Here is a 13,221-nt window from a genome sequence, read left to right as displayed (position 1 = left end):
GCGCCTACTCTTTCCGTCGTGACTCTCCCCGCCCCGGTGAAGACCCTTCCGTCCCCGGCACCGGGCCCGGCCGCCGACGAGGGCCTGGCCCGGCGGCTGCGCGCGCTCGCCTGCACCGCCCCCCTGCACGACCTCGACGCGCGCAAGGCCAACCTGGCCGGCGAGTACACGGTCTACGCCATGGCGGAGGTCGCCCTCGCGGCGATCGACCTGGTCACGCTCAACATGGACTTCGACACCGGCGCCGACCACGAGCAGATAGTGGCCAGGCTGCTGCCCCGGGTCGCCGCCCAGGCCCCGCGGCGCCCCGCCGCCGAGCACGAGCGCGTGGCGCGCTGGGTCCTGGAGAACCTGATCAACGTCGGCAGCGTGGACCGCGGCTTCCGCGCCGTCTACGGCACCTTCGGCCCCGACGGGGTCTACGTGCGCCGCGACTACGACTTCAAGCTCCTCGAAGAGGTCCCCGGCTACGGCGGCACGGTGTACCTGCGCACCACCGACGAGGCCGTCAACGTGCTGGTCGGCGCCCTCGACACGGACGTCACCAGCGCCCAGATCGCCGCCGAGGTCAAGCTTGAGGTGCTGATCAGCCGCGGCCGGCTCGCGGACGCCCAGCTCGCCGCCGAGCAGGCCCGCTACCGGACGGTCCAGTACGCCGAGACGCTGCGCAAGACCCTCGACGCGACCCGGCGCAACGTCCGCGCCGTGGACTGGCTGCAGTCCGTACCGGACATGATCGCCGAGGCGCTGGAGCACGTGGCGGACCGCTACCGGCACGAGAACGCGATCCTCACCAACATCCGCAAGGCCCGCGACGAGGCCGAGGACCCCGAGCACAAGCGGCGCGCCGCCGAACTGGTCGACATCGTCAAGGACTGCATCCGCCGCCACACGCAGCTGCAGTCCCGCCTCCTGGAGGCCGGCCCGCTGTTCCGCGCCGAGCAGGACCGGCAGGCCTTCGCCGCCCCGGCCCCGACCGCAGGCATCGACCTGTACGGCCAGCTCGTCGCCCCCACCCTGCCGCTGCCGCTCGCACAGGCCACCCGGGTCACCGACGCGTTCTTCGCCCGCGGGACCGGCCTGCGCACGCCCGTGTCCGTACGGGTCGCGGACCTGGTCGAGATACTGCTCACGCCCCCGCTGGAGCGCGAGCACCTCGGCGCCGAGATGCCCGAGCCGGACCTGATCGCCACCCCGGACGACAGCCGCTTCAGCGAGGAGCAGCTGGCCGCGGCCATGGAGCTGCTGGACCTGCCGCACGACGCGCCGCGGCGGCTGTCCGGCCTGCTGGCCGAGGCCCGCCGCACCGACCCCGACCTGCCGTACCTGGTGGCCCTGCTCGCCGTGCACGCGGCCAGCCCGGCGGTGGGCACGGCCTACCGGCAGGGCGAGGAGCGGCTGCTGTTCGCCGTCGACGACGGGACGGAGCTGGACGACCCCGAGTTCGGCGGCGCCGACCTGATCGTGGGCACGGCCCTCCTGGACGCGGCGGGGATGGCCGCCGACCGGACGGAGGCCGCGTGACCGCCGCACCCGTCGTTCCGGCACCCGCCGCACCCGCCGCACCCGTCGTCCCGGCACCCGCCCCACCCGGCCGCCCCCGCCCCACCGGCAGCCACCACCACACCCACAGCACCCTCAGCACCCACACCACCCGCGTCACCCGCCCCACCCGCACCCCCGGCACTGCCCGCACCGCCAAGGAGTCCCGCCCGTGAGCGACCACCACGCCGAGTACCCCGCGTGGAGCGAGCCCGAGCCGTCGCAGGCGCCGGCCGCGTCCTCTGCCGGGACCCCTGCGGTGACCCCCGCCGACGCCGCCGACGCGGCCCGCCTCGTGGCCTTCGGACTCCAGCCCAAGCTCCTGCCCGCCCGCGACGCCGAATACGCCGAGCTGCTGCGCCGCTACCGCGAGGACCCGGCCTTCGCGCGCCTCGCCGACGCCGTCGCCACCGGCCTCGGCCTGGTCGTGCTGGAGGTCTCCCCGCGCGCGGGCATGGCCGTGGCCGCCGGCGAGGACTCCGTCTTCGCCGTCCGCATGGGCGACTACGCCCGCCGCACCGCCGCCGACGGCGGCGACCGCTTCCTGCACGGCCTGGCCCACCTGGCCGTGGCCGCCCTGGCCTTCCCCCGGCCCGAGGACCTCGCCGACGACGGCTACATCGGCCGGGTCACGGTCAACGGCGTGGACGGCTTCGTCCGCCAGGCCTGCCGCCGCCTGGAGGAGCGCGCCGAGGAACTGGGCGAGAACACCGACCCCGCCACCGGCGCCCCCGGCCTGGAGGCCGCCTGGCGCGTCTACGCCCGCCGCAGCGCGACCGGCGCCACCAAGGACGCCCGCCGCCTGGCCGGCTCCACCACCGGCATCGTCGGCAAGGCCGTGGCCTTCCTGACCGACTCCGGCTTCCTGCAGCGCACCGGCGACGACGCGGGCGGCACCTACCGCACCACCCCCCGCTACCAGCTCCAGGTCCGCGACATGGCCGGCAGCGCCGCACTGGCCGAGCTGATCGAACTGGGCGTGGTCCCGGTCACCGACGGCACCGCCACCCTGCTGCCGCCGCCCGAGGGCGACGACCTGGAGCTGGCCGCCGACGCCGGACTGCCGTTCCACGCCTGACGCCGAGCCGCTCCCGTACGCCCCGACCGGGCCGTACGCGGCCCGGGGCCGCTCCGTACGACCGTACGCACCCGGCCCCGCCGGGGCCCCGACCGCCACCACCGCACCAGACACCACGAGAGTCCGCCGCCATGTACGAGCTGTCCCGGATCCGCCTCTACTCCATCGGGCCCGCCGGCGCGCGCTACGCCGACACCGTGCTCGACCTGCGCGGAGTCGGCGAGCCGGTGCCGAACCCGGCCCCCACCCAGGCGGAGTTCTTCGAGGACGAGCCGACCGGCCCGCCGCGCCGCCCGGCGCCCGCGGGCGTCCTCTTCCTGGAGAACGGCGGCGGCAAGTCCGTCCTCCTCAAGCTGATCTTCTCGGTCATGCTGCCCGGCCACCGCAACACCCTCGGCGGCGCCAGCTCCGGCGTGCTCCGCAAGTTCCTGCTCGCCGACGACTGCGGGCACGTCGCGCTGGAGTGGCAGCACACCCAGACCGGCGAGTGCGTGGTCGTCGGCAAGGTCAGCGAGTGGCGCGGCCGCCAGGTCTCCAACGACCCCCGCAAGTTCGCCGAGGCCTGGTACTCCTTCCGCCCCGGCCCCGGCCTGAGCCTGGACAACCTCCCCGTCGCCGAGTCCACCGCCGTGCGCCCGCCCGTCGAGGGCGCCTCCGGCGCCCAGGGCCGCCGCCGCACGATGAAGGGCTTCCGCGACGCGATCACCGAGGCGGGCAAGGCGTACCCGCACCTCGACGTGTACTGGGAGGAGATCCACGACCGCTGGAACGAGCACCTCGGCGAGCTCGGCCTGGACCCCGAGCTCTTCCGCTACCAGCGCGAGATGAACGCGGACGAGGGCGAGGCCGCCGGCCTCTTCGCGGTCAAGAAGGACTCCGACTTCACCGACCTGCTGCTGCGCGCCGTCACCGACACCCGCGACACCGACGGCCTCGCCGACCTGGTGCACGGCTTCGGCAACAAGCTGGGCCGGCGCGCCGAGCTCATGGCGGAGCGGGACTTCACCGCCGGCTCCCTCGACCTGCTCACCCGCATCGCCGAGGCAGCCGAGAAGCGCGGCCGCACCCGCGACGTGCACGCCGGTGCCGAGCGCCGCACCCGCACCCTCGCCCGCCGGCTGTCCGCCCGCGCCGCCGAGGAGCGCGGCCGGGCCGCCGAGCTCGCCCAGGCCGTCACCGCCGCCGCCCACCAGGTCACCGAGGCCGAGTCCGCCCGGGGCCGCAGCTCGCTGGTCGCCGCCGAGCTCGCCTACCGGCACGCCTCGCTGGCCCTCGGCGTGGCCGAGAAGGCCGCCGCCGCCCAGCGCCGCGAACTCGCCGACGCCCGCACCCTGTACGCCGCCTGGCAGGCCGCCGAGGCCGTCCTGCGCCACCGCGCGGCCGCCGACCGCTCCGCCCGCGTCTCCGCCGCGATCCAGGAGGCCGAGCGGGACGCCGCCCCGGCCCTGGCCGCCCGCGCCACCGCCGCCGCCGACCTCGTACGGGCCCTCCACGCCGCCGCCGAGGCAGGCGAGCGGGTCGCCAACGAGGAGGAGGAGCGCTCCGCCGGCCTCCAGGCCGCCGGCGAGGCCGCCCACCGCGACGCCACCGCCGCCGCGACCGCCGCCCAGAAGGCCCGCAGCGAATCCGAGCACCTGCGCCAGCGGCTCGCCGAGGTCGAGCAGGAGACCGCCGAGGCCGTCCGCGCCGGCTGGCTCGACGACTCCGCCCCCGACGCCGACCCGGCCCGCGCCGCACTGGCCGCCAGCGACGCCGAGAAGACCGCGGTCGCCGCCTGGGACGCGGCCCGCGAGGCCGCCCGGAGCGCCACCGACGCCGCCCGCGAGGCCACCGCAGCCGAGTCCCGCGCCGAGCTGGCCGCCGCCCGCGCCGCCGACGCAGCGGACGGCGCCGAGGCCGCGTACGAGGCCGAGCGCCGGGCCGCCGCCTCGATCGGCGAGGACCCCCGCCTGGCGGCCCTGCTGGGCCTGCCGGGGGCCGCCGCCCGCCCCGCCGTCCCCGGCCCCCGCGCCGCCCAGGACGCGCCCGCGGACCCCGGCGGGGAACCCCGCGGTCTGAGCGCCGAGGACCTCGACCGCAGTGCCGACGACCTCCAGCACCTCCTCGACACCGGCGTCCAGGCCGCCGAGCGCCAGCTCTTCGACCTGCGCACGGCCGCCGCCGACGACGCCCGCATCCTCGGCGCCCTCGGCGACGGCGGCCTGCTCCCGCCCGGCCCCGACGTACTGGCCACCGTCGAGTACCTCGGCGAGCACGGCATCCCGGCCCTGCCCGGCTGGCGCTACCTCGCCCAGTCCGTCGACCCGGCCGACCACGCCGCCGTGCTCGCGGCCCGCCCCGAGCTCGTCGACGGCGTCGTCATCACCGACCCCGACAGCCACGCCCGCGCCCGCGAGGTGCTCGCCGCCGCCGCCCTGCTGCCCCGCTCGGCCGTCGCCGTCGGTACGGCGGCGGCTCTGCTCGCGCCGGTACCGCCCGCCGACACGACGGACACGGGCGTGTTCCTCGTACCGCCGAACCCGGCCATGCACGACGAGTTCGCCGCCGACGAGGAGCGCCAGGCGCTGCGCGCCCGCGCCACCGAGCGCGACGCGGAGATCCGCGAGCTCGCCGCCCGGCTGGCCGGCGACCGGGCCCTGGCGGCCCGCCTCGGCTCCTGGCGCACCGGCTGCCCGCCCGGCCGTCTCGCCGACCTGGCCGCGGCCGCCACCACCGCCCGTGCGGCCGCCGAGGAGGCCGCCGCCCGTCTCGCCGAGACCCGCACCGCCCGCGCCGAGGCCGACGAGGTCGCCGCCGACGCCGTCCGGGTGCGCGACGAGCGCCAGGACGTCGCCCAGCGCGCCCGCCGGGCCGCCGACGCCCTGGCCGGCCTCGCCTACCGGCTGCGCGAGCGGGCCGGCTGGCAGGCCAGGGTCCGCGAGCTCGCCGACGAGGCCGCCGAGTCCGAGGCCCGCGCCGAGGCCTGCCTGGACCGGGCCCGGGCCGCCGACGAGGACCGCCGCGCCGCCCAGCGCGCCGCCGACGACGCGCGCCGCACCTCCCGCGCCCTGCGCGCCGAACGCGCCGAGATCGCCGGTGCCCCCGACCCGCTGCCCGAGGGCGAGGCCCCGCGCGCCGCGCTGCCCGCCCTCCGCGAGGCCTACCGGGCCGCCTCCCAGGTCTACGAGAAGGTCGGCGTCGGCGCCGACCTGCGCGCCGAGCAGGCCCGTGCCGAGAGCGACGAGAGCGCCGCCCTCGCCGAGCTCGACCGGCTCACCAACAAGGTCCGGACCCGCGCCGCCCAGCTCCTGGAGGGCACCGACGGCGCCGACGGCCCGTCCCGCCAGGCCGCCGCGGCCCGGGCCGAGCAGCTCGTCCAGATGCTGGAGTCGCGCACCTCGGCCGCCAGCGAGCAGCTGGGCCGGCTGCGCGGCGAGGCCGAACGGCTCGCCCCGGCCGACGGAGAGTGCCACACCGAGCTGGCCGAGGACCGGATCCCGGCCGACGTCGAGCAGGCCCAGGCCATGCTGCGGGCCGCCAGCGCCCAGCTGGCCGCGCACTCCGCCGCCGTCGAGAGCGCCCGCGCCGCGCACGCCGAACTGCTGACCGCCCACCGCTCCGCCGAGGACGGCGCCGGCGGCTTCGACGAGACCGCCGCCCTCCTGCGCGACCTGCTCCGCGACCACCAGCAGGCCGACGAGGACGAGGCGGAGGGCGGCCCGTACCCGGGCAGCCTCACCGAGGCCCGCCAGTCGGCCGCCGAGGCCCGCCGCTCGCTGCGCGGCTGCACCGCCGACCTGTCGGCCGCCGAGGCCGCCGTGCGCGAGGCGAGCGACGTACTCGTGCGGCACGCCAACGCCACCCGCTACGAGCAGGTGCGCACCCCCGCCCGCCAGCAGATCCGCGAACTGCCCGTCGCCACCCTGCCCGACCACGCGGCGGCCTGGGCGGCGGCCTTCGCCCCGCGGCTGCGCGTGCTCACCGACGAATTGGAGCAGCTGGAGCGCAACCGCGACTCGATCGTCGACCGGCTGCGCGGCCTGGTGGAGTCCTCCCTGGCCACCCTGCGCTCCGCCCAGCGGCTCTCCCAGCTCCCGGAGGGCCTGGGGGAGTGGTCGGGCCAGGAGTTCCTGCGCATCCGGTTCGAGGAGCCCGACCAGGCCGCCCTCACCGAGCGGCTCGGCGAGGTCATCGACGACGCCACCCGCTCGGCGGTCAAGAAGAACGCGGCGTTCGGCGAGGGCCGGCGCGACGGCATGTCCCTGCTGCTGCGCGGTGTCCACGCCGCGCTGCAGCCGCGCGGGATCGCCGTCGAGATCCTCAAGCCGGACGCCGTGCTGCGCGCCGAGCGCGTCCCGGTCGGGCAGATGGGCGACGTGTTCTCCGGCGGCCAGCTGCTGACCGCGGCCATCGCGCTCTACTGCACGATGGCCGCCCTGCGCAGCAACGACCGGGGCCGCGACCGGCACCGGCACGCGGGCACGCTCTTCCTCGACAACCCGATCGGCCGCGCCAACGCCACGTACCTGCTGGAGCTGCAGCGGGCGGTGTCGGACGCGCTGGGCGTGCAGCTGCTCTACACCACGGGTCTGTTCGACACCACGGCGCTGGCGGAGTTCCCCCTGGTCATCAGGCTCCGCAACGACGCCGACCTCCGCGCGGGCCTGAAGTACATCAGCGTCGAGGAGCACCTGCGGCCGGGCCTGCCGCAGCAGGCGGCCGAGGGCGAGACGATCCACGGAGAGATCACGGCCACCCGCATGTTCCGCCGCACTCCGGTGCCGGCGGAGTAGCGGCCGGACGGGGGCCCGCACCCAGCGTGCCCGCGTGCCCGCATCCCCGGACGTCCGGGCACGTGAGGACGGGGGCACGCGGGGACGGGTGCGGCGGTCAGGCCTCCTTGAGCAGGCCGCCGCCCGCCCGCTCCGCGGCCTTGGCCGCCTTGCGGGCCCGGCGCCGCTCGCGCCGCGACCGGCGCGCCGAGCTGCTGGGCTCGGACAGGACGCCGTAGCGCTGGTTCCACATCTGCCGCGTCACCCACACGTCCGCGACCCCCCAGGTGGCCACGACGGTGGCCGCGATCGCGGCCATCATGACCGGGAACGCCAGCCACGAACCGGTGACGCTGAAGAGCACGGTCACGGACCCGAGGATCAGCGCCACCGATATGAGCAGGACGGCCCGGACGGCGGACTCGCGGACGGGGTCCGGCATCCTGCGCCGCGCCTTGGGCTCCTCGGCCCACAACTGCCGCACCTGCGGGGCCTCGGGGCCCGACCGGTAGCCGTAGCCGAAGTCCGCCCCCGAGACGTAGCCGTAGGCCTCGTAGCGGCCGTAGCCGTTCTCCGTCGTGTCCGCGGTGTCCTTAGTGTTCGCGGTGTCCTTCGCGTCCTTCGCGTCCGTCGCGTCCGGCGCCTGCGTCGCCGTGTCGGTGTCACTCATGGTCGTTCTCACTCTGCATGGTCGTTCAACTCCCCACCTCGCGGCTCCCCGGGCCGCTCCTGAACAGATAGACGAACGACAGCCGCTGGGGTTGCCCCGGAACCCCCCTTCTTTTCGTCGCGGAACGAATGATTCCAGCCATCCGTCCCACCTGGGGAACTGACGTCCCACCAAGTGTCATCTCACACATTTCGGTCCGCTCCTGACCGGAAGTATCCGACAACTGGTGATCTTCATCCAGGGGGGCGGCCGAAAACGTCCGGACACGCCTTCGAGTTGGTCACGGGGCAGTAGTAGGCTCACGCCGTTTATTGACGGAACACCTACCCCGGACACGGGGGTTGAGCTGGGGGAGGCCATGCGCTTTCGCGGGAGAACCATCCGCCGGAAGATCGTGGCGCTGCTGCTCGTGCCGCTCGTCTCGCTCACCGCCCTGTGGGGGTTCACCACCGTCATCACCGGCCTCGAGGCGGTCCAACTCCTCGAGGTGGGGCCCGTCATCCAGAAGGTCGGCTACCCCATCGAGGACGTCGTACGCGTCGTCCAGAAGGAGCGCCGCCAGACCCTGGTCCTGCTCGGCGACCCGCGCGCCGCGCAGTCGATCACCGAACTGGCCCGCCGCCGCACCGAGACCGACCGCATGGTCGCCAGGATCCGTCAGGACTCCCGCGACCCGGAGGTCCAGGAAGAGCTGCCCTCCGAGACCCTGGACCAACTCCACTCGATCTTCGAGGCCTTCGACGGCATCGACGCCCTGCGCCGCTCCGTCGACCGCACCGAACTCGACCCCGACCAGGCGCTCGAGCTCTACAACCGGCTCGTCGACCCCTGCTACACCTTCCTGATGAACCTCCACGGCCTCGACGACGTGGAGATGGACAAGCAGGGCCGCGCCCTGGTCGGCATCACCCGCGCCCGCGAGACCCTCTCGCGCCAGGACGCCGTGATCGCCGCCGCGCTCGCCGCCCGCCGGGTCACACGCCAGGACACCCGCACGATCTCCGACCTGATCGCCAACCGGCGGCTGCTGTACGACGTCAACCTCGTCACGCTCCCCGCCGACGAGCGCGAGCGCTTCGAGGGCTACTGGCTCAGCCCCGCCACCCGCCCGCTGCGGGACGCCGAGGAGGCCCTGATCGCGCAGGGCGCCACCAACCGCCCGCGCACGATCACGGCCGCCCACTGGGACGAGCTCGCCTCCCGCGTGCTGTCCGACCTCGCCACGATGGACACCGCCGCCGGCGACCGCTACCAGGGCCGGGTCGAGCCCCTGGCCATGGGCGTCGTCCTCAAGGCGGCCGCCGCGGGCGTCCTCGGCTTCCTCGCCCTGCTCTTCTCCGTCGTCCTGTCCGTACGCATCGGCCGCGACCTGGTCCGCGACCTGTCCCGACTGCGCAAGGAGGCGCACGAGGTCTCCGGCGTCCGGCTGCCCAGCGTCATGCGCCGGCTCGCCGCCGGCGAGCAGATCGACGTCGAGACCGAGGCCCCGCGCCTGGAGTACGAGAAGGACGAGGTCGGCCAGGTCGGCCAGGCCCTCAACACCCTCCAGCGGGCCGCCGTGGAGGCCGCCGTCAAGCAGGCCGAGATGCGCCGCGGCGTCTCGGAGGTCTTCGTCAACCTCGCCCGCCGCAACCAGGTGCTGCTGCACCGCCAGCTCACCCTGCTCGACACCATGGAGCGCCGCACCGAGGACGCCGAGGAGCTCGCCGACCTCTTCCGCCTCGACCACATGACCACCCGCATGCGCCGGCACGCCGAAGGCCTGGTGATCCTCTCCGGCGCCGCGCCCTCCCGGCAGTGGCGCAAGCCGGTCCAGCTCATGGACGTGGTCCGGGCCGCCGTCGCCGAGGTGGAGGACTACGAGCGCATCGAGGTCCGCCGACTTCCCCGGCTCGGCATCACCGGCCCGGCCGTCGCCGACCTCACCCACCTCATCGCCGAACTCCTCGAGAACGCCACGGTGTTCTCGCCCCCGCACACCGGAGTGCAGGTGCACGGCGAGCGGGTGGCCAACGGCTTCACCCTGGAGATCCACGACCGCGGCCTCGGTATGACCTCCGAGGCACTCCTCGACGCGAACCTCCGCCTCGCCGAGACCCCCGAGTTCGAGCTCTCCGACACCGACCGGCTGGGCCTGTTCGTGGTCAGCCGGCTCGCCCGCCGCCACTCGGTGCGCGTCTCCCTCCAGCCGTCCCCGTACGGCGGCACCACCGCCGTGGTGCTCATCCCGGCGGCGCTGCTGACCGAGGCACCCGACACCAACGGCGTGGGCCTGCGGCTCGAGAAGCCGGCGGAGCGCCCGGCGGTCGGCAGCGGCCGCGGCGGACACGCCGCACTGGGCCCGGCGGGCCGTCCGGGCACCTCGGGCACCGCCTCCGGACGCTCGGCCGTCCTCGACGGCCCCGTCGAGCTGGAGCCCCCGCTCAGCGTGCTGGGCCTGGACGGGGCCGCGTCCCTGGACGGCATCCCCGGCATCGACGACGCGCCCTCGCGCGGCGGCCTGCTCGGCGCGCCCCGCGCCTCCTCGGGCGCCCCCGCGGCCCGTCCCGCCCGGCCCGCCACCGGTCCGGTCCGGCTGGAGAGCGCCCGCGAGGACGCCGATCGCGCCGACGGCCCCCGCCTGGAGCCCGCCCGCACGGACGGGAGCCGCGCGGAGGGTGCCAGGTCGGAGACGCCCCGCGGGGAGGGTGGCCGCCCGGCCCCCGGCGCCCCGCTGCCGCTGCCGCGCCGTCGGCGCACGCCGACGCTGGTGGCCGTGCGCGAGGACGCCGCGGAGGCCACGACCGGGACCGGCGCGACTCCGGGCCGGGGTGGGGAGCCGGCTGCGGGCAGGGAGCCGGCTGCTGGTGGCGAGCCGGCCCGCGGCGGGGATCCGGCTGCCGGCCGGCGTACGGACCGCGCCCCGGCGGCCGGCGGGTACTCCGGCCCGGGCTTCGGTGCGCTCTCCGGTCCGGCGGACCGTACGGATGCGGCGCCCGCACCGGCACCCGCGCCCGCGCCCGCGCCCGCACCCGCGCTGGTGGGCCCCGGAGGCCTGCCCCGCCGGGTCCGCCAGGCCAACCTCGCCCCCCAGCTCAAGGACGGTCCCGCCCCGGCCGAGCGGAAGCCCGACCCGGTGGCCGACCGCGACGCCGAAGAGGTGCGCAGCCGCATGTCCGCCCTCCAGCGGGGCTGGCAGGCCGGCCGCCGGCACTCTCCCCAGCCCCCGGGCCCGCGGCCCGAGCGCGGCGCAGAACACGCAGAACCCGACAGCAACACACGCAGCACATCGGAGGGGGACGGTCGATGACCGCACCGCAGACCGCAGCGCACACCGCCGCGAGCCGGGGATCCGGCCAGCTCAACTGGCTCCTCGACGAGCTGGTCGACAAGGTCGGCAGCATCCGCAAGGCGGTGGTCCTCTCCGGTGACGGACTGCCCACCGGGACCTCCCGGGACCTGACCCGCGAGGACAGCGAGCACCTGGCCGCCGTGGCCTCGGGCTTCCACAGCCTCGCCAAGGGCGTCGGCCGCCACTTCGAGGCCGGCTCCGTCCGCCAGACCGTCGTCGAGCTCGAGGACGCCTTCCTGTTCGTCACCGCCGCCGGCGACGGCAGCTGCCTGGCCGTCCTGTCGGACGCCGACTCGGACGTCGGCCAGGTCGCGTACGAGATGACCCTGATGGTCAAGCGCGTGGGTGCCCACCTGGCGACCGCGCCGCGCGGCGGAGCACCAGCCGGAGGGTGAGGCGGACGGCATGACCGATCCAGGCCGCCACTGGTTCGACGACGAGGCGGGCCCCGTCGTCCGCCCGTACGCCATGACCCGGGGCCGCACGCGCGGCGTCAACCAGCACAGGCTCGACCTGATCGCCCTCGTGGTGGCGGAATCCGCCGCCGAGGACCCGGTCTGGGAGCAGACCCTGTCGCCGGAGCACGCCGACATCCTCGCGCTCTGCCGGTCCAGGGCCCAGTCGGTCGCCGAACTGGCGGCCGAACTCGACCTGCCCGTCGGGGTGATCAGGGTGCTCATCGGCGACCTCGTCGAGGACGAGCTGGTCCACGTGAGCCGTCCGGTGCCGCCGGCGGAACTGCCCGACGAATCCATTCTCCGAGAGGTGATCGATGGCCTTCGGGCGCTCTAGCCGCACCGCCGACGGCCCGGCCCGACGGCCGGGCCCCGCGGCGGTCGAGCCGCTGACCCTGAAGATCCTGGTCGCCGGCGGCTTCGGCGTCGGCAAGACCACCCTGGTGGGAGCCGTCAGCGAGATCCGCCCGCTGCGCACCGAGGAGGACCTCTCGGAGGCCGGGCGCCCGGTCGACGACACCCACGGCGTGGAGGGCAAGTCCACCACCACCGTGGCCATGGACTTCGGGCGGATCACGCTGCGCGAGGACCTGGTGCTCTACCTCTTCGGCACCCCGGGCCAGGACCGCTTCTGGTTCCTGTGGGACGAGCTCGCGCAGGGCGCGCTGGGTGCGGTGGTGCTGGCGGACACCCGGCGGCTCGAGGACTGCTTCGCCGCCGTGGACTACTTCGAGCGGCGCGGGATCGCGTTCCTGGTGGCGGTGAACTGCTTCGACGGGGCCGCGCGGCACGCGGCGCAGACCGTCCGGGAGGCGCTGGACCTCGACCCCGAGGTGCCGGTGGTGCTGTGCGACGCGCGCGAGCGGTCCTCGGCCAAGGAGGTGCTGGCGGGGGTCGTGGAGCACGCCCTGGCGCTGGCGCGGAACCGGCGGGAGCCGGCTCCTGCGTGAGGTTGGGACGACTCGCGCCTGAGGCGAAACGTAGGTGAAGGCCGCGGCCCGTACCCCCGCCGACTGGGGTACGGGCCGCGAGCGGTTCCTGGAGTGTTCTCCTGCTGCGAGGGGGCGTCAAGCGTCCGCGCGGGGTGGGGTTTTCCCGTCCCTCGGGTGGGTGAGGGTGCGGGTGCGGGTGTCGCGGGTGTCGCGGGTGTCGCGGGTGTCGCGGGTGGGCGAGGGTGCGGGTGCGGGTGATGTGATCCCTGACTGTTGGACCCGTTGGACCCGTTGGACCCGTGGGCCTGGTGGTGGGGCAAGGGCGGCGGGGTCGGCGGGATTGTGTGAGGCCGACGGTGTCGGGGTGGGCTCGCTTCGGGGGTGGGTCCCGTGGTGTGTGGGTCCCCTCGGCGCTTGACAGGGGCGGCCTGCAGGCCCTGCGGCAGGCCCACCCCTGGGGCA

General features: G+C 75.8%; 9 protein-coding genes. 8 read left to right on the top strand and 1 reads right to left on the bottom strand.

Annotated elements, in window-relative coordinates:
* Positions 1 to 18 precede the first annotated feature (18 nt).
* The 4 genes from IF43_RS0113410 (at position 19) to IF43_RS0113395 (ending at position 7,392) form a co-directional block, all read left to right on the top strand.
* A complete protein-coding gene (locus tag IF43_RS0113410; RefSeq protein WP_030199001.1) occupies positions 19 to 1,524 on the top strand; it encodes a membrane protein in 1,506 nt (501 codons plus the stop codon).
* Positions 1,521 to 1,718: a hypothetical protein gene (locus tag IF43_RS0113405; RefSeq protein ID WP_030198997.1), complete on the top strand. Its 198-nt coding sequence runs from the start codon at positions 1,521 to 1,523 to the stop codon at positions 1,716 to 1,718. Before IF43_RS0113410 ends, IF43_RS0113405 begins: the two co-directional genes overlap by 4 nt.
* Complete coding sequence (locus IF43_RS0113400) at positions 1,715 to 2,620, top strand: hypothetical protein (protein ID WP_030198995.1); 906 nt, start codon at positions 1,715 to 1,717, stop codon at positions 2,618 to 2,620. The genes IF43_RS0113405 and IF43_RS0113400 overlap by 4 nt, the downstream gene beginning before the upstream one ends.
* A 131-nt stretch (positions 2,621 to 2,751) precedes the next feature.
* Entirely contained in the window at positions 2,752 to 7,392 is a 4,641-nt protein-coding gene (locus tag IF43_RS0113395) for a hypothetical protein (RefSeq protein ID WP_030198994.1), read from the top strand.
* 97 nt (positions 7,393 to 7,489) lie between these two features.
* On the opposite strand, the gene IF43_RS42655 is transcribed toward IF43_RS0113395, so the two are convergent.
* Positions 7,490 to 8,041, bottom strand: coding sequence for a hypothetical protein (locus tag IF43_RS42655; protein WP_234332137.1), 552 nt, complete (start codon positions 8,039 to 8,041; stop codon positions 7,490 to 7,492).
* A gap of 358 nt (positions 8,042 to 8,399) precedes the next feature.
* On the opposite strand from IF43_RS42655, the gene IF43_RS0113385 reads away from it, so the two are divergent.
* The 4 genes from IF43_RS0113385 to IF43_RS0113370 are packed head-to-tail and all read left to right on the top strand — an operon-like array spanning position 8,400 to position 12,777.
* Positions 8,400 to 11,330 (top strand): nitrate- and nitrite sensing domain-containing protein, encoded by a 2,931-nt coding sequence (locus tag IF43_RS0113385; RefSeq protein WP_078910133.1) that lies wholly within the window; start codon positions 8,400 to 8,402, stop codon positions 11,328 to 11,330.
* Positions 11,327 to 11,767, top strand: coding sequence for a roadblock/LC7 domain-containing protein (locus IF43_RS0113380; RefSeq protein WP_030198984.1), 441 nt, complete (start codon positions 11,327 to 11,329; stop codon positions 11,765 to 11,767). The genes IF43_RS0113385 and IF43_RS0113380 overlap by 4 nt, the downstream gene beginning before the upstream one ends.
* Positions 11,768 to 11,777: 10 nt before the next feature.
* Positions 11,778 to 12,164, top strand: coding sequence for a DUF742 domain-containing protein (locus tag IF43_RS0113375; RefSeq protein WP_030198980.1), 387 nt, complete (start codon positions 11,778 to 11,780; stop codon positions 12,162 to 12,164).
* On the top strand, positions 12,145 to 12,777 hold the full coding sequence (locus IF43_RS0113370; protein WP_030198975.1) for an ATP/GTP-binding protein: 633 nt from the start codon (positions 12,145 to 12,147) through the stop codon (positions 12,775 to 12,777). Before IF43_RS0113375 ends, IF43_RS0113370 begins: the two co-directional genes overlap by 20 nt.
* Positions 12,778 to 13,221 lie beyond the last annotated feature (444 nt).

The sequence above is a fragment of the Streptomyces sp. NRRL S-87 genome, from assembly GCF_000719335.1.
Classification (GTDB): domain Bacteria; phylum Actinomycetota; class Actinomycetes; order Streptomycetales; family Streptomycetaceae; genus Streptomyces.
The sequence above is the reverse complement of the archived record's forward strand: the minus strand, read 5'-3'. Positions and strand labels throughout refer to the sequence as shown.

Excerpts from the sequence above, each read along its gene's own strand:
- IF43_RS42655 (WP_234332137.1), bottom strand. The coding sequence starts at position 8,041 with ATGAGTGACACCGACACGGCGACGCAGGCGCCGGACGCGACGGACGCG.
- IF43_RS0113395 (WP_030198994.1), top strand. The coding sequence starts at position 2,752 with ATGTACGAGCTGTCCCGGATCCGCCTCTACTCCATCGGGCCCGCCGGC.
- IF43_RS0113380 (WP_030198984.1), top strand. The coding sequence starts at position 11,327 with ATGACCGCACCGCAGACCGCAGCGCACACCGCCGCGAGCCGGGGATCC.
- IF43_RS0113375 (WP_030198980.1), top strand. The coding sequence starts at position 11,778 with ATGACCGATCCAGGCCGCCACTGGTTCGACGACGAGGCGGGCCCCGTC.
- IF43_RS0113370 (WP_030198975.1), top strand. The coding sequence starts at position 12,145 with ATGGCCTTCGGGCGCTCTAGCCGCACCGCCGACGGCCCGGCCCGACGG.
- IF43_RS0113385 (WP_078910133.1), top strand. The coding sequence starts at position 8,400 with ATGCGCTTTCGCGGGAGAACCATCCGCCGGAAGATCGTGGCGCTGCTG.